17 protein-coding genes are annotated in these 20,134 nt (G+C 45.8%); 7 read left to right on the top strand and 10 right to left on the bottom strand.

Features of this window, described 5'->3' with window-relative positions; translation table 11 throughout:
* Positions 1-256 precede the first annotated feature (256 nt).
* Positions 257-1,540, bottom strand: coding sequence for a citrate synthase (locus tag EDC16_RS08875; protein WP_132967489.1), 1,284 nt, complete (start codon positions 1,538-1,540; stop codon positions 257-259).
* A gap of 367 nt (positions 1,541-1,907) precedes the next feature.
* On the opposite strand from EDC16_RS08875, the gene sucA reads away from it, so the two are divergent.
* From sucA to sucD, 4 genes are all read left to right on the top strand, one after another.
* Positions 1,908-4,733 carry a 2-oxoglutarate dehydrogenase E1 component gene (sucA, locus tag EDC16_RS08870; RefSeq protein ID WP_132967488.1) on the top strand — a complete coding sequence of 942 codons (2,826 nt, stop codon included), beginning with the start codon at positions 1,908-1,910 and terminating at the stop codon, positions 4,731-4,733.
* Positions 4,734-4,799: 66 nt separating this feature from the next.
* Positions 4,800-6,017, top strand: coding sequence for a 2-oxoglutarate dehydrogenase complex dihydrolipoyllysine-residue succinyltransferase (gene odhB, locus EDC16_RS08865; protein WP_132967487.1), 1,218 nt, complete (start codon positions 4,800-4,802; stop codon positions 6,015-6,017).
* A gap of 105 nt (positions 6,018-6,122) precedes the next feature.
* Positions 6,123-7,289, top strand: coding sequence for an ADP-forming succinate--CoA ligase subunit beta (gene sucC, locus EDC16_RS08860; RefSeq protein WP_132967486.1), 1,167 nt, complete (start codon positions 6,123-6,125; stop codon positions 7,287-7,289).
* Entirely contained in the window at positions 7,290-8,159 is an 870-nt protein-coding gene (gene sucD / locus EDC16_RS08855; RefSeq protein WP_132967485.1) for a succinate--CoA ligase subunit alpha, read from the top strand.
* Between the two features lie 135 nt (positions 8,160-8,294).
* Here the strand turns inward: sucD and mreD are convergent, their stop codons facing one another.
* The 4 genes from mreD to folE form a co-directional block, all read right to left on the bottom strand.
* The gene (gene mreD / locus EDC16_RS08850) at positions 8,295-8,783 is read right to left on the bottom strand and encodes a rod shape-determining protein MreD (protein WP_132967484.1); all 489 of its coding nucleotides are present in this window, start codon (positions 8,781-8,783) and stop codon (positions 8,295-8,297) included.
* Complete coding sequence (gene mreC, locus EDC16_RS08845) at positions 8,783-9,826, bottom strand: rod shape-determining protein MreC (RefSeq protein ID WP_132967483.1); 1,044 nt, start codon at positions 9,824-9,826, stop codon at positions 8,783-8,785. The genes mreD and mreC overlap by 1 nt, the downstream gene beginning before the upstream one ends.
* 73 nt (positions 9,827-9,899) lie before the next feature.
* A complete protein-coding gene (locus EDC16_RS08840; RefSeq protein WP_132967502.1) occupies positions 9,900-10,952 on the bottom strand; it encodes a rod shape-determining protein in 1,053 nt (350 codons plus the stop codon).
* A gap of 235 nt (positions 10,953-11,187) precedes the next feature.
* Positions 11,188-11,844: a GTP cyclohydrolase I FolE gene (gene folE / locus EDC16_RS08835; RefSeq protein WP_132967482.1), complete on the bottom strand. Its 657-nt coding sequence runs from the start codon at positions 11,842-11,844 to the stop codon at positions 11,188-11,190.
* A gap of 143 nt (positions 11,845-11,987) precedes the next feature.
* On the opposite strand from folE, the gene moeA reads away from it, so the two are divergent.
* Together moeA and moeB are read left to right on the top strand one after the other, a co-directional pair.
* Positions 11,988-13,220 (top strand): molybdopterin molybdotransferase MoeA, encoded by a 1,233-nt coding sequence (moeA, locus tag EDC16_RS08830; RefSeq protein ID WP_165894229.1) that lies wholly within the window; start codon positions 11,988-11,990, stop codon positions 13,218-13,220.
* A gap of 12 nt (positions 13,221-13,232) precedes the next feature.
* On the top strand, positions 13,233-13,955 hold the full coding sequence (moeB, locus tag EDC16_RS08825) for a molybdopterin-synthase adenylyltransferase MoeB (protein ID WP_132967480.1): 723 nt from the start codon (positions 13,233-13,235) through the stop codon (positions 13,953-13,955).
* Here moeB and EDC16_RS08820 read toward each other — a convergent pair.
* The 4 genes from EDC16_RS08820 to grpE all read right to left on the bottom strand — a co-directional run bounded on the left by EDC16_RS08820 (position 13,952) and on the right by grpE (position 17,396).
* Entirely contained in the window at positions 13,952-14,578 is a 627-nt protein-coding gene (locus tag EDC16_RS08820) for a UbiX family flavin prenyltransferase (RefSeq protein WP_132967479.1), read from the bottom strand. The genes moeB and EDC16_RS08820 overlap by 4 nt on opposite strands.
* Positions 14,568-16,082, bottom strand: coding sequence for an amidophosphoribosyltransferase (gene purF / locus EDC16_RS08815; RefSeq protein ID WP_132967478.1), 1,515 nt, complete (start codon positions 16,080-16,082; stop codon positions 14,568-14,570). The genes EDC16_RS08820 and purF overlap by 11 nt, the downstream gene beginning before the upstream one ends.
* Positions 16,083-16,120: 38 nt before the next feature.
* Positions 16,121-16,612 carry a CvpA family protein gene (locus EDC16_RS08810; protein WP_132967477.1) on the bottom strand — a complete coding sequence of 164 codons (492 nt, stop codon included), beginning with the start codon at positions 16,610-16,612 and terminating at the stop codon, positions 16,121-16,123.
* A gap of 199 nt (positions 16,613-16,811) precedes the next feature.
* A complete protein-coding gene (gene grpE / locus EDC16_RS08805) occupies positions 16,812-17,396 on the bottom strand; it encodes a nucleotide exchange factor GrpE (RefSeq protein WP_132967476.1) in 585 nt (194 codons plus the stop codon).
* Positions 17,397-17,573: 177 nt separating this feature from the next.
* Between grpE and EDC16_RS08800 the strand changes: the two genes are divergently transcribed.
* The gene (locus tag EDC16_RS08800; RefSeq protein WP_132967475.1) at positions 17,574-18,500 is read left to right on the top strand and encodes an NAD(+) kinase; all 927 of its coding nucleotides are present in this window, start codon (positions 17,574-17,576) and stop codon (positions 18,498-18,500) included.
* 104 nt (positions 18,501-18,604) lie between these two features.
* Here the strand turns inward: EDC16_RS08800 and EDC16_RS08795 are convergent, their stop codons facing one another.
* On the bottom strand, positions 18,605-19,816 hold the full coding sequence (locus EDC16_RS08795) for an aromatic amino acid transport family protein (protein WP_132967474.1): 1,212 nt from the start codon (positions 19,814-19,816) through the stop codon (positions 18,605-18,607).
* Positions 19,817-20,134 lie beyond the last annotated feature (318 nt).

Below are 20,134 nucleotides of genomic sequence, written 5' to 3'. Positions count from 1 at the left end.
CCATTATCAATGCGTTAGTAAAACGTAATGAGAAATGGGACGCTACACGCCATTTATCCACAGTATCTGTGGGTTAAAAATGTGTTTCCAAAAAACAGGAAACACAGTTGCTACCCAGCCTAAGTAAATATCTTTGTCAATAATCTGAGGCGCAATAAAATTTGCGCCTTAATTTTGTTTTGCTCTTGCCCTAAACGGTGGCACAGCTGCCACCACTATCACTGCACTAGGTAATAAAGTGCGGTTTGCACATCCCTTACTTCTCCATTTTGTCGAAATCACGCTGTGGATGGCCAATATAAATCTGCCGCGGACGAACAATCTTGATCGCACCTTGGTTATACATCTCTTTCCAGTGGGCAATCCATCCGACGGTTCTTGCCAACGCAAACATCACCGTAAACATCGATACCGGAATGCCAATCGCTTTCAAGATGATACCAGAGTAGAAATCAACATTTGGGTACAGTTTGTGTTCAACAAAATACGGATCGCTCAAGGCGATACGTTCCAATTCCATCGCCACATCCAATAACGGATTTTGCACATCCAGCTCTTTCAGCACTTCATGGCAAGTTTGACGCATTACTTTAGCGCGCGGATCGTAGTTTTTATATACCCGATGCCCAAAGCCCATCAGACGGAACGGATCATTTTTATCTTTGGCCTTCTCGATGTATTCCGGAATCCGATCAACACTGCCAATTTCTTCCAGCATATTGATACAGGCTTCGTTGGCGCCACCATGCGCCGGTCCCCAAAGGGAGGCAATGCCAGCTGCAATACAAGCGAATGGATTAGCACCGGAAGAAGCTGCGGTTCGCACGGTTGAGGTTGACGCATTCTGTTCATGATCGGCATGCAGAATAAAAATTTTGTCCATGGCTTTTTCCAGCACCGGATTAACCACATAAGGCTCACACGGCGTGGCAAACATCATATACAGGAAGTTACCGGAAAAAGAAAGATGGCGCTGCGGATACATAAACGGCTGACCAATCGAATATTTATAACACATCGCTGCTAAGGTCGGCATTTTTGCTAATAAACGGTAGGCGGTCAGTTCACGGTGATAGATATTGTTAACATCGGTGGAATCATGGTAGAACGCTGCCAACGCACCGCTGACGCCGCACATAATTGCCATCGGATGCGAGTCGCGGCGGAACCCATGGAAAAAACGGGAAATCTGCTCGTGCACCAGGGTATGTTTTTTCACTCTACTTTCAAATTCACGATATTGTTCTTTGTTCGGACGCTCACCAAATAACAGCAGATATGAAACTTCTAAATAATCAGCATTTTCAGCCAGTTGCTCAATTGGATAGCCGCGATGCAACAACACGCCTTCGTCACCATCAATATAGGTAATCGCCGATTTGCAAGATGCGGTTGACATAAAACCCGGATCATAGGTAAACAATTGATTTTTGACTAATGACTGAACATCAATCGAATCATACCCCAAGACGGCACGATGAACATCTACTTCAAGCTGACGGCCATCACTGATGGATAATGTTGCTTTTAATTCTGACATGATCACTCCCTGTTGTTACATTTTTGTTAAGGCAATCTATTCGATCGCATTTATAGTGAAAACTGATTCATTTATTAACACAAATAAAGCGATACTGTAAAATGAATTTTCACCAATTTAGTCTTTTAACCGATAAATTTAAAGAGCCTTTTGGATAAAATGTTATTTTTTTGTAAAAAACACTAGCTAGGTCACATTATAAAAAAATTTTTTAGGTATAATTTAACTCGCAACAAAATTTATCATTTTCTTGTAAATAGTCTGTTCTTACCCTACAGTTAGCGATAAAGTTAACGGTAAAATATTCAATTTACTGACAAAATTATAGTTATCCTATTATTTTATTTTAAGAAAAGGTCAGGTAGTTATGCGACAAAACCATTCCCTGCGGAATGTTATGCAGGATTGGGTTGACTCTAGTGCCTTAGGCGGAGCCAACCAAACGTATATAGAACAAGTCTATGAAGACTATCTTAAAGATCCCTTGAGCGTTGATACCAGCTGGAAACAGATCTTCGACAGTTGGCCCAAACCCACCGTCAGCGAGCAACCCCATGCGCCGGTGCGCGAATACTTCCGTGAACTCGCCAAAGAAAATACCAATAAAACCGGAACACACACGATTATTGATCCCAGTGCCAGCCGCCGTTTAGTGCGGGCTTTGCAATACATCAACGCCTTTCGCTATCGTGGACATTTGCGTTCCGACCTCGATCCATTAAAAATGTGGAAGCGCCTCTCGGTGCCAAATCTGGACTATCAATTCTACGGTTTGGAAGAGAAACATTTGGATGAAGAGTTTAATATCGGCAAATATGTGTACGATCGTGAAAACATCACACTGCGCGAACTCTCTGAAAAATTGCATGAAACCTATTGCAGCACCATCGGGCTTGAATTTATGCACCTGCATAATATTGAAGTGCGTGACTGGTTGCAGCAAAAAATGGAAGCACGTTTAAATAAACCGCTGTTCAGCCCGGAAGAACAAAAAACCTATTTACAAGAACTGACCGCCGCCGAAGGTTTAGAGCGCTATTTAGGGGCTAAATTTCCCGGTGCCAAACGTTTTTCTTTAGAAGGCAGCGATGCTTTTATTCCACTGATGAAAGAGATTATCCGCCATGCCGGTAAATTTGGCGCTAAAGATATCGTGATGGGCATGGCACACCGCGGACGGTTAAATATGCTGGTCAACGTACTGGGCAAAAAACCGGCAGAATTGTTTGATGAATTTGCCGGAAAACACAGTAACCACGACCGTACCGGCGATGTGAAATATCACCAAGGTTTTTCTTCTAATTTTATGACCGATAACTGCTCAGTTCACTTATCATTGGCGTTTAACCCGTCACATTTAGAGATCGTCAGCCCTGTGGTAATCGGTTCTGTCCGTTCACGCCAAACTCGTCTGCAAGACAGTGAGCGCAATAAAGTCTGGGGAATCACCGTGCACGGTGATTCTGCCGTCACCGGACAAGGCATCGTACAAGAAACCTTGAATATGTCAGCCACTCGCGGTTACACCATAGGTGGCACAATCCGTGTCGTTATCAATAACCGTATCGGTTTCACCACCTCATACACCGGTGATACACGTTCTACCGAATACTGCACCGATATTGCCAAAATGGTTGATGCGCCGGTGATTCATGTCAACGGCGATGACCCGGAAGCCGTGATTTATGCGGCTCGAATGGCCGTTGAATATCGTGCTAAATTTAAAAATGATATTTTCATTGATTTGGTTTCTTACCGTCGACATGGGCATAACGAAGCCGATGAACCGTCTGCAACCCAGCCAATGATGTATAAACAGATCAAAAAACATCCGACGCCACGCAAAGTCTATGCTGATCGTTTAGTTGCCGAAGAGGTGCTGAATGATGATCAAACGTTTGAAATGATGAACGAATACCGCGATGCACTGGATAACGGTGAATGTGTCGTCAAAGAGTGGAGCGAACTGGATCGCAACTCATTGGAGTGGATTAACTATCTTGATCACGATTGGACTGCGCATTACGAAAATCGGTTTGACAAAGAGCGGTTCACTGCCTTGGCAAAGAAGGTGTGTATCTATCCTGAATCGCACAAACTACACAATCGTGTGAAAAAAATCTACGAAGATCGTGAATTGATGGCAGTAGGCGAAAAACCGTTTGACTGGGGTATGGCGGAAATTATGGCCTATGCCACCCTGCTGGATGACAACAATGCGATTCGTCTGTCCGGTGAAGATGCCGGGCGCGGCACCTTCTTCCACCGCCATGCGGTGTTGCACAATCAAGAAGACGGCACCTACTACATTCCGCTTGCCAATCTGCACAATCAACAAGGACGATTTGAAGTGTGGGATTCGGTGCTGTCTGAAGAAGCTGTTTTAGCCTATGAATACGGCTATGCTACCTCCGATCCGAAAACCTTAGTCATCTGGGAAGCGCAATTCGGCGATTTCGCCAATGTGGCACAAGTGGTTATCGACCAATTCATCAGCTCCGGTGAGCAAAAATGGGGCAGAATGTGCGGTTTAACCATGTTATTGCCGCACGGCTACGAAGGACAAGGCCCTGAGCACTCCTCTGCTCGCCTAGAACGCTATCTGCAACTGTGTGCCGAACAGAACATTCAAGTTTGCGTGCCTTCTACACCGGCACAGGTTTACCATATGCTGCGCCGCCAGATGATTCGCCCGATGCGCCGTCCGCTGATTGCGTTAACCCCGAAATCACTGCTGCGCCATCCGTTGGCAATTTCTGAGATGTCAGAACTGTTGGAAGGCACTTTCCAACCGGTGTTGCCAGAGTTTGATGATTTGGATCCGCAACAGGTGCAGCGTGTCGTGCTCTGTTCCGGCAAGGTCTATTATGATTTGCTAGAAAAACGCCGCGCCAACCAACAAACCGACGTTGCCTTAATTCGTATCGAGCAGCTTTACCCGTATCCGAGTGATGATATGCAGACTGTCTTGCAACCTTATCAACATGTTAAAGATTTTATCTGGTGTCAGGAAGAACCATTGAACCAAGGGGCATGGTATTGCAGTCAACATAATTTCCGAACCTCGCTGCCTGCCGGCGCAAGTTTGAATTATGTCGGACGACCGGCTTCCGCTTCCCCGGCAACCGGCTTTGCTTCGTTGCACAATGCACAGCAAAAAGCCTTGGTGGATGAAGCATTGACGGTTGAATAAGCTTATTCAACCAAATATTTTAGATGCTTAATTGAACAATTGATTAAATATTGAAAGGAAATAAATATGAGCAGTATTGATATCTTAACCCCGGTTTTACCTGAATCAGTCGCGGATGCCACTGTCGCAACTTGGCACAAAAAAGCCGGTGATACGGTTGCACGTGATGAAATTATTGTTGAAATTGAAACTGACAAAGTGGTGTTGGAAGTACCTGCTTCAGAAGACGGCGTTGTTGAAGCTATCCTGCAAGAAGAAGGTGCTACGGTGATCAGCAGCCAACTGCTAGGTAAACTGTTGCCGGTTTCAGCCGCCGGAACAGTGACCAAAGATACGGTGAATACCGCAGAATCCACACCGGCAGAACGCCAAAGTGCGGTATTGAGCACCGAACACAGCGATGCCAACGACAATCTCAGCCCGTCGGTACGTCGTTTGCTGGCAGAAAACAATATTGACTCCAGCGACATCAAAGGGTCCGGCGTTGGCGGGCGTATCACGCGTGAAGATGTTGATGCCCACCTCAGCAAACAAGCTTCCACCGTGCATAAAGAAGGCACCGACAGCTCGGTTGCGCTGGCAAACCGCAGTGATAAACGCGTGCCGATGACCCGCTTACGCAAACGAATTGCCGAGCGCTTATTAGACGCAAAAAATAACACCGCCATGTTGACTACCTTTAATGAAGTCGATATGTCGCCGATTATGCAGCTGCGTAAAAACTACGGCGAAAAATTTGAAAAACGCAACAACGTACGGCTAGGATTTATGTCGTTCTACATCAAAGCCGTGGTTGAAGCCCTTAAACGCTATCCGGAAGTCAATGCCTCGATTGACGGCGAAGATATCGTCTATCACAACTATTTCGATATCAGTATTGCGGTTTCCACGCCGCGTGGTTTGGTGACACCGGTGCTGAAAAACTGCGATAAATTGTCGATGGGGGAAATCGAACAGCAAATCAAAGAACTGGCAGAAAAAGGACGTGACGGCAAGTTGACGGTGGAAGATTTGACCGGGGGCAATTTCACCATCACTAACGGTGGCGTGTTCGGCTCATTGATGTCTACCCCGATTATCAATCCGCCACAAAGTGCTATTTTAGGCATGCATGCGATTAAAGATCGCCCGATTGCGCTCGACGGACAAGTGGTGATCCGCCCGATGATGTACCTTGCCCTGTCTTATGACCACCGTTTAATTGATGGTCGCGAATCCGTCGGCTTCTTGGTCACGATTAAAGAGTTGCTGGAAGATCCAACCCGTATTCTATTGGAAATTTAACCACTGGTAATAACAATATCAGGGCGGATAGCATCTGCCCTGTTAATAAACGGCGATTCTCCGCCACATTAACCCGATAATCTATCGTTGTGACAAGGACAAATAATGAATTTGCACGAATATCAAAGTAAACAAATCTTTGCTGATTACCGCATTCCCGTTCCAACCGGTTACGCCTGTCAAAATAGCCAGCAATTACTGGAAGCTGCCAAAAAATTAGGCGGTGATACTTGGGTTGCCAAATGCCAAGTTCATGCAGGCGGTCGCGGCAAAGCCGGCGGCGTAAAATTGGTAAAAAGTGAAGCCGAAATCAACGCTTTCGCCGAGCAGTGGTTCGGCAAACGCTTGGTGACGTTTCAAACCGATAAACACGGTCAACCGGTCAACACTATCTATCTTGAGCAGTGTTCCGCCATTAAAAAAGAGTTATACCTAAGTGCGGTTTTGGATCGTAGTTCGCAAACTGTTGTCGTCATGGCGTCAACCGAAGGCGGCATGGATATTGAAGAAGTGGCTGAAAAAACCCCTGAGTTACTGCATAAAATCAGTTTAGATCCACTGCTGGGCGGCATGCCGTTTCAAGGACGTCAATTAGCCTTTAAATTAGGCTTACAAGGCGATCAAATCAAACAATTCACCCACCTTTTCACCCAACTTGCCAAGCTGTTTGTCGAGAAAGACTTGGCTTTGGTTGAAGTCAATCCGTTGGTGATTTTGGAAAACGATCAACTGCTCTGCTTAGATGCTAAAATCGTCACTGACAGCAATGCTTCCTACCGTCACCCTGATTTGCAAGCCATGCAAGACGCAAGTCAAGAAGACCCGCGCGAAGCATTGGCAGAACAGTGGCAATTGAATTATGTGGCATTGGACGGCAATATCGGCTGCATGGTCAACGGTGCCGGTTTGGCAATGGGAACCATGGACATCATCAAATTGCACGGTGGACAACCGGCAAACTTTTTAGATGTCGGCGGTGGTGCAACCAAAGAGCGGGTTGCTGAGGCATTTAAAATTATTTTGTCCGACAGTGCCGTAAAAGCGGTATTGGTGAATATTTTTGGCGGGATTGTACGTTGTGACTTAATCGCCAACGGCATTATCGATGCCGTCAATCAAGTCGGCGTAGCGATTCCGGTGGTGGTTCGTCTTGAAGGCAACAATGCGCCACTAGGACGCGAAATTTTAGCCAACAGCGGTCTGAATATTATTGCCGCCAATAGTTTAACAGATGCCGCTAAACAAGTGGTTGCCGCAGCGGAGGGCAAATAAATGTCTATTTTAATTAATAAAAATACTAAAGTTATTTGCCAGGGATTCACCGGCGGACAAGGCACTTTCCACTCTGAACAAGCACTTGCCTACGGCACACAATTGGTCGGCGGCACGTCTCCCGGCAAAGGCGGCACCACCCACTTAGGATTGCCGGTCTTTAATACTGTTGCTGAAGCAGTACAGGCAACCGGTGCCACTGCAAGTGTGATTTATGTGCCTGCACCCGGCTGTAAAGATGCGATTTTGGAGGCCATTGATGCCGGAATTCAGTTGATCGTCTGTATCACTGAAGGCATACCGACCCTGGATATGTTAGCCGTAAAACAAAAATTGAACCAGACCGGTGTGCGCATGATCGGGCCTAACTGCCCCGGTGTGATCACCCCAGACGAGTGCAAAATCGGTATTATGCCGGGCAATATCCATAAAAAAGGCAAAGTTGGCATTGTGTCACGCTCCGGCACACTCACCTACGAAGCGGTGAAACAGACTACCGATTGTGGTTTAGGGCAATCAAGCTGTGTTGGTATCGGTGGTGATCCGATTCCGGGTTCCAGTTTTATCGATATTCTCGCGCTGTTTGAGCAAGACCCGGAAACCGAAGCCATTGTGATGATTGGTGAAATTGGCGGTTCCGCTGAAGAAGAAGCTGCCGCCTATATCAAACAACACGTCAACAAACCGGTAGTTTCGTATATTGCCGGTGTCACCGCACCAAAAGGCAAGCGCATGGGACATGCTGGCGCAATTATCAGCGGTGGTAAAGGCACTGCCGATGAAAAATTTGCCGCGTTGGAAGCCGCAGGTGTCACCACCGTCCGCAGCTTAGCCGATATTGGCGAAGCCTTGCTAAAAGTGATCAAATAATTCAATTGCTTCAAATTAGACCTGTTACGATTCAATGTAACAGGTCAGATGGCTAACAAAGACTAAAATAGCCGATTAATATTATAAAAATAGGGGCGGATTATATATCCGCCCCTTTTTAGTCTGACACCATGTCTAGCGCAAACTAAACTTACGCCTTAAGGTTCGCAGCAGTAAAAAGACCCAAGGCCATAATACACCACTGAAAACTGCCCCCAGCAGCTCTTGTGCGCTAAAATCGGCACTGTGCATAAACAGTTCGATCAAAAAAATACTGATATGAATAACGATAACGGCAATTATCACCAACATGCTTTGTAACCATAACGACAAGTTACGCAGCACCAGATGGTTAGACGCTATTAAATAAGCAAAAATCGATAATATCAGGGCATGTACGCCGAGGATCGAACCTAAACTGAGATCCCAAATCAGCCCGACCACAAACGCATAACCAATACTGATTTTATTCGGAATTGCCAGCACCCAATATAATAACACCAACACTAACCAAGAGGGACGCAAACCTTGAAATTCAGCTGACCATGGTGTAATTTCCATCACTAGCGCAACCAAAAAAGTACACACCACCATTAACAGTTGCAAAATCCAATTGCCTTTCATTACTGAGTGCCCTCTGTCAATGCATCTTGTTGCTGTTGATTGGCATCTGCCGGTGCCAACTCTTCGTTTGTTGCGGGTTCTTGCGACGAATTTCCATCAATTTGCTCTTTGACAGTTTTATTATTGTCCGGTGCCAGCAGTTCATCTTGTCGAGTCGATAGCCGTTGACGCACCGTGTTGCGCACATCTTCCGGCGAAAGTGATTGTGGTCGGTGTAATTCATCATTCACCGGCCACAGCAACAGCAGATAGCGCAAGCGTTCCAACGACGCTAGCGGCTTGGCTGAAATCACCGCAAAATAGTTCTGTTTATCGGTCGAGACTGAATCGACGATAGCGACCGGATAACCTTCCGGAAAGCGCCCGCCCAAGCCTGATGTCACTAGCAGATCGCCTTTCACAATATCAACCGAATGCGGCACATTGTCCAGTTGCAGCTCATCACCGCGTCCCGTTCCGCTGGCAATCAAACGCACATCGTTACGCAATACCTGCAACGGAATCGAATGCGTAACATCGGTAATCAACAACACTCGACTAGTGGTTGCACCCACAGAGGTGACTTGCCCGACCACACCTTTTTCATCAATCACCGGCTGTCCGACAAACACACCGTCACGGCTACCTTGGTTGATCACCACTTGCTGGCGATAAATATCTGATTCAGTCGTCAATACTTCGGCAATTTTTTTATATTCATCGTAGCGTAACGGTGAATTTAGCAGCAAGCGTAAGCGTTGATTTTCGACTTTGAGTTGATCCAGCAGCAACAGATCGGCATTTTTTTCCCTTAGCTGCTCTTTCAGCACCCGGTTTTCGATTTGTAATTTAGACGTGTCGGCAAGGTTATCAGATACCCCATCCAGCACTGAACGGGGAATATTGGCAAAATAAAACAGACCGCTGATAGAGGTTTCCATCAGGCTGCGTACCTGAATCATACCACTGCTGCGGCCGTCACTGATCATCAATAAAATCGATGCTACAATCGCCAGAATAAGACGAATTCCTAAAGGGGGAGCTTTAGAAAAAATAGGTTTCATGCGCTTTACTCTAAAAAGTGGCGGCTTTAATTGGTTTAAAACCGCACTTGTGAAAAAAAGAGTGTTTCAACGATTAGTCATCGCTGAAAATATCGCCACCGTGCATATCAATCATATCTAACGCTTCACCACCGCCGCGTGCTACACAAGTCAATGGATCTTCAGCAACAATAACCGGCACACCCGACTCTTTCGACAACAGTCTGTCGATATTCGGCATCAAAGCACCACCACCGGTTAACACCATGCCACGTTCGAAAATATCTGCCGCCAGTTCCGGAGGGCAGGACTCAAGTGCGGTACGCACCGCTGTCACAATGCCGCTTAGGGGTTGTTGAATCGCTTCCAACACATCGCGTGAAGTCAGTTTAAAGCTGCGTGGCGCACCTTCAGCAAGATTATGCCCATGAACTTCAATCTCTTTGATTTCATCATCTTCATCAATATAAGCGGTACCGATTTCTTGCTTAATCCGCTCTGCCGTTGCCTCTCCGATGGAAGAGCCAAACGTACGACGAACATAGGCAATAATCGCTTCATCAAACCGATCGCCACCGATACGTACCGAAGACGAATACACCACGCCATTCAGTGAGATCACTGCCACTTCGGTGGTGCCACCACCAATATCGATCACCATCGAACCGGTTGCAGTAGATACCGGTAATTTGGCACCAATCGCCGCCGCCATCGGCTCTTCGATCAAATAAACTTCACGAGCACCGGCACCGATTGCCGATTCTTTAATGGCACGCCGTTCAACTTGAGTCGCACCGGCCGGCACACAAACTAAAACTCGCGGACTAGGACGCATAAAATTGTTACGGTGAACTTGCTTGATAAAATATTGCAACATTTTTTCAGTGACGAAAAAATCAGCAATCACACCGTCTTTCATCGGACGAATTGCTGCGATACTTTTTGGCGTACGCCCCAACATCATCTTGGCTTCACGCCCGACAGCAGCAATACTTTTCAGTGAGCCGGCACGGTCTTGACGAATCGCCACCACTGAAGGTTCATCCAGAACGATCCCTTGCCCTTTAACATAAATGAGTGTGTTAGCCGTGCCAAGATCGATAGAAAGGTCGTTAGAAAACAGACCACGAATTTTTTTAAACATAATAATTCCGATTAAGAAAGAGAGTTGAGCCGAGAGCGGCGAAAAAATTGTGCTAAATGTACCAAAAAACCACTGATTCCACAACTTGAAATCACAATATTGCCAGCGGTGTACATGTTGACAGCAGCAATCTTTCTGACGCCTATAACAGCATAAAAAAATGGCGGTCAACCGACAGCCATTTTTTGAATAATTCAGAACCGCACTTCTGCATTTTATCTAATTGTTTTTGTTAATGCTATTTGCTAATCAATCCCAAAAACTCTTTGCGGGTTTCACGATCTTCTAAGAATACGCCACCAAATGCTGATGTGACAGTGTAACTATTGGTATCCTTGATACCACGGCATTTGACACAAAAATGGGTCGCTTTAACATAAACCGCCACATCGTCGGTTTGCAAAATCGCCTGAAGTGCGGTCAACACCTGCTCGGTCAAACGCTCTTGCACTTGCGGTCGTTGCGCCAAAAAAGAGACCACTCGATTGATTTTAGACAAGCCGATCACCCAGTCTTTCGGGTAATAAGCTACCGAAACTTGCCCGTCGATGGTAACAAAATGGTGTTCGCAGGTGCTGGTCAGCGTGATGTCGTTTACCAACACCATTTCACTCACTTTCATACGGTTGCGAATCGTGGTGATTTTAGGAAAATTGGCGTAATCCATGCCGGTAAAGATTTCATCGAGATACATTTTTGCCATTCTGCCCGGCGTTTCTTCAATACTGTCATCGCTCAAATCCAAGCCGATCAGTTGGATGACTTCACGCATATGGCTCTCAATTTGTTTGCGACGTTCATTTAAACTTAAGGCGACGCTTTTCATCGGGGTTTCGATGCCTTTCGCTATCAAGGCATCACGCACTCTGGCGGCTTCAGCAGAAATGTTGCTCATTTATTACTCCAGTTAAAATCAAGTTTGTTATTCTAGCAAAGTTAACTTAATAGGCAAATGCAAGAATGTGGAATTTAGGCTAAAATAACCCAAATATCGGAATTATAAAACTATTAAAGAAATAGAGGATTAAAATGAATAACTTGCTCTCGTTAGATCAAGCCTTACAACAAATGTTGAATGCTCTCCCTGCACCAGACGCCAGCCAAACTGAAATATTGACATTAATGGCGGCGCAAAACCGTATTTGTGCCGAAGATATCTGTTCACCGATTAATGTGCCGGGTTTTGACAATTCCGCCATGGATGGCTATGCAGTGCGAATTGCAGATTTAGCAGACGGACAACCGTTGCCGATTGTCGGAAAAAGCTTTGCCGGAACGCCGTTTAACGCCGATTTACCCGCAAAAAGCGCGGTCAGAATCATGACGGGTGCCATGATTCCGGTCGGTTGTGATGCGGTGATTATGCAGGAACAGACTGAAATTGATGCCGACGGCAAAGTGCGGTTTAACGCAGAAGTCAAAGCTGCAATCAAAACCGGGCAAAATATCCGTCGAGTGGGTGAAGATGTTAAACGTGGCGAAGTGGTTTTGCAGCAAGGGGCGAAACTAACCGCACTGTCACTGCCCTTACTGGCTTCGCTCGGCATTGAACAACTGCAGGTATTTAAGCGAGTCAAAGTGGCGCTGATCTCTACCGGTGATGAATTAGTCAGCGTCGGCAATTCGCTCAAAGCCGGGCAAATTTATGATACCAATCGGTTTGCAGTGCAATTAATGCTGCAAAAATGGGGCTGTGAAATTTTAGACTACGGTATTTTACCTGACGATGAAGCGCTGTTTGAACAAACATTCAACCAAGCGCAGCAACAAGCGGATTTGGTGATTACCAGCGGCGGCGTTTCGGTTGGTGAAGCTGATTTTACCAAAACCGTACTGGAAAAACTGGGGCAGATCAACTTCTGGAAATTAGCGATAAAACCGGGTAAACCGTTCGCATTCGGTAAATTAGAAAACGCTTGGTTCTGCGGGCTGCCCGGCAATCCGGTTTCAGCTTTAGTGACTTTCTACCAATTGGTTCACCCCCTGCTTGCCCGTTTAAGCGGTTTCAGCCAGTGGCAAAAACCGATTCAACTGCAAGCCATCAGCAGCGCACCGTTAAAAAAAGCAGTCGGGCGTTTGGATTTTCAACGTGGATTTTACCATGTCAATGCGGATGGACAAATCGAAGTACGAGCTGTTGGTTTTCAAGGCTCACATTTGTTCAGTGCTTTTGTTGCCAGCAACTGTTTTATCGTTTTAGAGCGCGAACGTGGCAACGTAGCGAGCGGCGAATGCGTGACCATTGAACCCTTTGACGCCACATTAAACTAAAAGGCATGGAACATGAGTGAGCTAAGCTATCAGGAAACGCTGCGTTATAACCGCCAAATCATGTTAAAAGCCGTTGATTTTGACGGGCAAGAAACACTGAAAGACAGCAGAATGCTGATTGTCGGTTTAGGCGGTCTGGGCTGTGCTGCGGCACAATACCTGGCAACGGCAGGCGTTGGGCATTTGACTCTGCTGGATTTTGATACCGTGTCGCTGTCCAATTTGCAACGCCAAGTGCTGCATAACGACAGCCGCTTGGAGATGCCTAAAGTGCGGTCGGCACAGCTGGCATTGCAACAACTCAACCCCCATATTAAGATTCAAACCATTGATAAGCAGCTGAGCGAAACTGAATTAAGTGACGTTGTCACTCAATTTGATGTTATTCTGGATTGCACTGATAATGTCGATATCCGTAACAGCCTAGATCGCTGTTGTGAACAACATAAAATTCCGTTGGTCTCCGGTGCAGCCATCCGTTTTGAGGGACAGGTCTCAGTGTTCAGCTATCAACCAAATACGCCGACTTACCGCACTTTGAGCCGATTGTTTGGCGACAGCACACTCAGCTGCGTCGAAGCGGGGATTATGGCACCTGTCGTCGGTATTGTCGGTTCGATCCAAGCATTGGAAGCGATCAAAGTGCGGCTAAATATTGGTAAAAACCTGTGTGGGCGCTTATTGCTGATCGATGGCTTAACCATGTCGGTACGAGAGCTGAAATTGCCGATTTAATTGGCGATGCTTCCACACCAACGCTGAAACAGATCCTGTGGCAGCTCAATTTCAAACTGGTCAAGCAGCCGATTAACACTTTGATTAATAATGTCATCTATGGTTTTCGGCTGGTGGTAAAACGCCGGCATCAGCGGCGTAATCTGGGCGCCGATTTCTGCGGCTTGGCTCAACAAACGCAAATGCCCCAAATGCAACGGTGTTTCCCGCACACATAAGTGCAGTGGCTTGCGCTCTTTTAAACACACGTCGGCGGCTCGACTGATCAAATCATCACTATAACAGTGGGCGATTGCCGACAGGGTTTTGATCGAGCAAGGCACGATAATCATGCCTAAAGTGCGGTATGAGCCGGAAGAAATCGCCGCACCAATATCACGAACATCATAGTTCACATTCGCCAATTGCCGCACTTGTTGTACGCTATACTCAGTTTCCATCGCAATGGTTTGTCGCGCCGCATTGCTGATAATCAGATGGGTTTCAATTTCGCTTTGCTGCAACACTTCCAGCAGCCGAATCGCATAAATCGCCCCCGATGCGCCGCTGATGGCAATAATCAAGCGCGATTTTTTTTCATTCTGCTTACTGTTCACATTACAGCTTGCATTGTTAGCGTTCATTGTGTATTTCAAGGTTGGTCGCATCTTTTGCCTGCTGCTGTTTGGCATTATCATTACGCGCAAAGGCAATATTATCCAGATAGGCTTTAGACACATCGCCGGTAATATATTCACCGGTGAACACCGACGCATCAAAATGCTGAATCGATGGATTTTCTTGCTGCACCGATTCAATCAAATCCTGCAAGTCTTGGAAAATTAAACGATCAACCCCAATCAGCTCGGCAATCTGTTCGACGCTACGATTATAAGCGATCAATTCGTTGGCGGCAGGCATATCAATACCATATACATTCGGGTAGCGAATTTCCGGCGCCGCCGAAGCAAAATAGACCTTTTTAGCACCGGCATGGCGTGCCATTTCGACAATTTGCTCTGAGGTCGTACCGCGCACGATTGAATCGTCCACCAACAGCACATTTTTGCCTTTAAATTCAGAAGAAATAGTATTCAATTTGCGGCGTACGGAATTTCTGCGCTGCTCTTGTCCCGGCATAATAAACGTCCGCCCGACATAACGGTTTTTAACATAGCCTTGACGATACGGCACGTCCAACTCCCGTGCAATTCGCAGTGCAATATCGGTTGATGTTTCCGGAATCGGAATCACCACATCAATTTCCAATCCTTGCCACTCTTTGGCGATTTTCTTGCCTAAACGCTCCCCCATATGTACTCGTGCAGCATATACCGACACGCCGTCAATACAGGAATCGGGACGGGCAAAATAAACATATTCGAAAATGCACGGGCATAAATCTGGATTGGCAGCACACTGTTCAGAATAAAACTGACCGTCGAAAGTGACATAAATCGCTTCGCCCGGTTTAACATCGCGCACAAACTCAAAGCCAATCGCATCTAATGCTACGCTTTCTGACGCAAAAGCATATTCTGTTATGCCGTTGTCTAAAGTCCGTTTGCCCAACACTAGCGGGCGAATGCCATAAGGATCACGAAAGGCAACCATGCCAAAACCGATAATCATCGCCACGCAGGCATAAGCACCACGAATATCTGCATGGGTTTTGCGAATAGCGTTGAAAATATCCTCAGCCTGCAAATCCAGACTGGCGCTGTAATCTAAATGGTAAGCCAGGATATTCAGTAGCGCTTCAGAATCAGAATTGGTATTCACATGGCGACGGGCGAGGGTAAACAGGGTCTGTTTTAATTCATCGGAGTTGGTGAGGTTGCCGTTGTGTACCAATGTCAGCCCGTAGGGTGAATTGACATAAAACGGCTGCGCTTCCGAAACACTGGAACTGCCGGCGGTCGGGTAACGAACATGGCCGATGCCCGCATTACCCTGCAATCGGGTCATATGAACTTGTTGGAAAATATCACTCACCAAACCATTGGCTTTACGTAGCCGAAAGCGATTTTCATCGTCTACAGTGACAATCCCGGCAGCATCCTGTCCACGATGTTGCAACACGGTCAGTCCGTCGTAAATAGCCTGATTAACCGGTGTTTGCCCAATAATGCCAATAATTCCACACATGTCTTGTTTGTCCTTTTCAGTTTGTCCCGAGGGATCAATTAACGGTTAAAGTTAGGGGTCAAAAATGAAGAATTTTGTTGCAATTGTTGGAAGAACCACTCTACCACAAAACCAAAGTGCGGTATTAATTTTGAACTTTTCCACAGTTCAGATTGCCCGAAACTGGTAAAAGTATCGGCACAAAACAGTAACGCAGCAACAATTAATACACCGCGCAGCACGCCGAAACAAGCGCCCAGCACCCTATCGGTGCCGCTGAGCCCGGTTTTATCCACCAATTGGCTGATAATATAATTAATAATTGCGCCAACAATCAAACTACAGATAAACAGAATGGTTACGGCAACGCCAATACGAATATTTTCAGATTCTATCTGGGTCAACATACTGGCAAGATAAGGATAAAAACGGCTGGCAACGATGAACGCAACCACCCAGCTGGCAAGCGACATCACTTCTCTCACAAAACCACGCAATAAACTGACGATTAAAGAGAAAACAATAATGCCGATAATGATGTAATCAATCATGTAACAACTCTTGGGAAATAAAGGAAATTAGCCATTCATTAGGGTCTGTTGATCTTTGTTTATAATTTGAGCTATAGCCCCTATGGTCAAGACGGATTATTGTACAAAAAAAGGCAAGCTTTGCGTAGCAAAATTTTTATGCGCCGAAAAAAGGCGGGAAAAGCCCGCCTTTTTCTGAAAATGGATGGTTAAACCACAACTAAGCCGCAACCATCACCATTGCCGGACGGATAACCCTTCCGTTTAACAAGTAACCTTTTTGTAGCACTTGCGTAATCTGGTTGGTGGTAAACCCTTCACTCGGCTGCATAGAAATCGCTTGATGCAACTCTGGATTAAACGTTTCCCCAACGACACCGACGGATTCAATGCCGAATTTATTCACTGTCGATAATAACGATTTGTAAGTTAGTTCAACACCATCAAAAATGGCTTTACCCGTATCGTCAATGGCTTGGGTGTTTAAATCGAGCGCACGCTCTAAATTATCAATCACTTCCAACAGCTCTTTAGCAAATTTCTCTAACGCAAAATTATGCGCTTTTTCAACATCTTGCTCTGCACGGCGACGAATGTTTTCTATCTCGGCACGGCTACGCAGTTGGACATCTTGTACCCGCTTATTGCTCTGTTCCAGTTGCTCCTCCAGCTCCTGAACCCGTGCAATCGCCTCTTCTAACGGATCGCCCGTCACTTCCGGTAATTGTTCTTCTGCTTTCGCAGCGTCTTCGATGGTCGTTTCTAGATCTTTTTCTTCGGCTAACTCAGACATTTTTTTCTCCATACAGACTGAAATAAATCAAGTTTACTTATTCTACCGAAAAAACCGCACTTTAGCTCAATTTTATCCGGTGAATAGTGCTTTCAATTGTAACTCTTTTTGTTAATATAGGGTTTAAAATGACGATTTCAAGCACTATCTGACTTTTATGTCTGTTACTGTTTTTTATGAGCAAAATAAATGCACAATTCTTTTTCTTCGAGCGCTAACGCACCTCAACGAGGCAAGCGTAATTTTCATACTATCGGCTTGGTCGGGCGACCAAGAAACGATAATGCGCTGCAAATGCACAAAAATATCTACCAATGGTTAAGTGAACGACACTACCAAGTATTGGTGGAAAAAGATATCGGCAAAGATCTCTCGATTCCTGAAGAGCACATCGCCCCGATTGAACAGATTGGCGAAAAAGCGGATTTGGCGATTGTGATCGGTGGTGACGGCAATATGCTAGGCACCGCACGGATCTTGGCTCGCTACGACATCGCCGTCATCGGCATTAATCGCGGACATTTAGGATTTTTAACCGATATTGATCCGAAACATGCCTATTCACAGCTACACTCTTGTTTGGAAGAAGGCGAATATTTTATCGAAGAGCGGTTTCTGCTGGAAGCGATGGTCGAACGTGATAACGAGTTGATTAATTTAAATAATGCCGTCAATGAGGTGGTAATTCATCCGGCAAAAATTGCGCATATGATTGATTTTCAAGTATATATTGATGACAAATTTGCGTTCTCACAACGTTCCGACGGCCTGATCATTTCCACGCCGACCGGCTCAACTGCTTATTCATTGTCTGCCGGCGGACCGATCCTGACCCCGCAGCTCAACGCCATCGCCTTAGTGCCGATGTTTCCCCACACCCTCTCTTCTCGCCCGTTAGTGATCGACGGTAACAGTGTGATTTCACTGCGCTTTGCCCAATATACGGTACGCCAATTGGAAATCAGCTGTGACAGCCAAGTGGCACACGCCTTTTCACCGGATGATAAAATTATCGTACGCAAAAGCCAAGATACGCTGCGGTTGCTGCATTTGAACGACTACAACTATTTTAATGTGCTGAGTGCCAAATTAGGTTGGCTACAAAAACTGTTTTAATCGTTTGAACTTTATTCAACGCAAAAGTGCGGTTGCTCACCACAACCGCACTTGCTATTTCTCAGCTTATTGCTAGCGTCTTTTGCTGTTGATTTTATTAACTATTAACCAATCACATGTGGCAAATAACCTTTATCCACCAGAAATGGAATTGCAATAATCAATATGCCCAATAATAAGGCAAACAGCAGCGACGGATTGCCACCCCATACCCGATACGCCAAATTAGGTGATTGACGTCGTGCTTTCCACGCCAAGCCGACCGGCAATACCAGACCGTAAAAAGCAAACATCACCCCAGCACCGTTGAGTGCCATAATAAAACCTTCAGGATAAAACAGCGCAAACACCAGTGGCGGCAGGAATGTTAATAAGCCCAATGAAGCACGGTTTGACCGCACTTTGACTCGATTAAGCAGATCTTTTAAACAGTCGAACAGGCTCAATGCGACCCCTAAAAAGGAGGTAATCAACGCCAACGATGAGAACACTCGAATCGCTTCACTCAACACCGTGCTGCCGGTGATTTCACGAGTTGCATTCACCAAGCCGTTCAAGGTGGGATCTTGCTGTAAAATCTGCAAAAATTGGCTTTGACTTAATACGCCGTGAGTGGAAAGCTGCCATAATAAATAAGCAAACAACGGAATACCGGTGCCCACCAATATAGCAATTCTCAGCCGTCTGATATCCCCCTCCAGATATTTCACAATACTGGGGATCACCACATGGAAGCCAAAAGAGGTGAAAAATACCGGAGCGGCTGACAACATCAGCGCATTGTTAATCGGCATTGCCATTAGATTATCGATCGAAACACGCGGTAACATCATTAATAACACAAACAGGAAAACGGCGATTTTACTGAAAAAGAACAAGCGATTGACCGCATCAACACTCGATGTGCCGATAATAATGAAAATACCCAACACTACGGTAAACAAAATAATGCTGAGTTTGCCGGTATCATACCCTAGTCCTGCCGACAACAAGCCGTTGATCAGCGAGCCGCCACCCGTGACGTAGGCAGACAAAATCGCATACATAAAAATCAGCAGCGATAAAGTTGAGATAATTCGTCCGAAAGCGCCGAAGTATTGTTCTGCCAGCGTTGCCAAACCGTCATCGATCCGAGCCGTTTGATAAACCTCAATAAACAGCAACGCGCTATAAGAAAGCAGCAGCCACAGGATCAACAACAGAATGATAGTAAAGCTGAAGCCCATACCGGCGGAGGTGATCGGCATCGCCAACATACCGGCGCCGATGGTAGTTCCTGCGACCAATAATGTGCCGCCTAAGGTTTTGTTTTTCACGCGATTTTCTCAAATTTCAGATTTATTGAATAAAAAAAGTGCCCATATGGATGGGCACTACTCGGAAAGCAAATATATGGCTATTGAGATAGCACTCGTTATTGTGCGGCGTAAGATACTCGAAAGGTCGTGAAAGCGCAAGCATTGCAATAATTAAATCTTAATTTTGTGATTTCGAGCAAGATTTTGTTGTAACAGTGAAGATTATCTAACAAAAAATCTGCTATTTTTGATTATATTTCAGTTTCAGTTGTTCGAAATCGCACTTTTATGCTAATGCTGACAAATGGCATTCATCGCGGTTGTTTTCGGATAAAA

Source organism: Testudinibacter aquarius (assembly GCF_004342725.1).
In the GTDB taxonomy this organism is placed as follows: domain Bacteria; phylum Pseudomonadota; class Gammaproteobacteria; order Enterobacterales; family Pasteurellaceae; genus Chelonobacter; species Chelonobacter aquarius.
The sequence above is the reverse complement of the archived record's forward strand: the minus strand, read 5'-3'. Positions and strand labels throughout refer to the sequence as shown.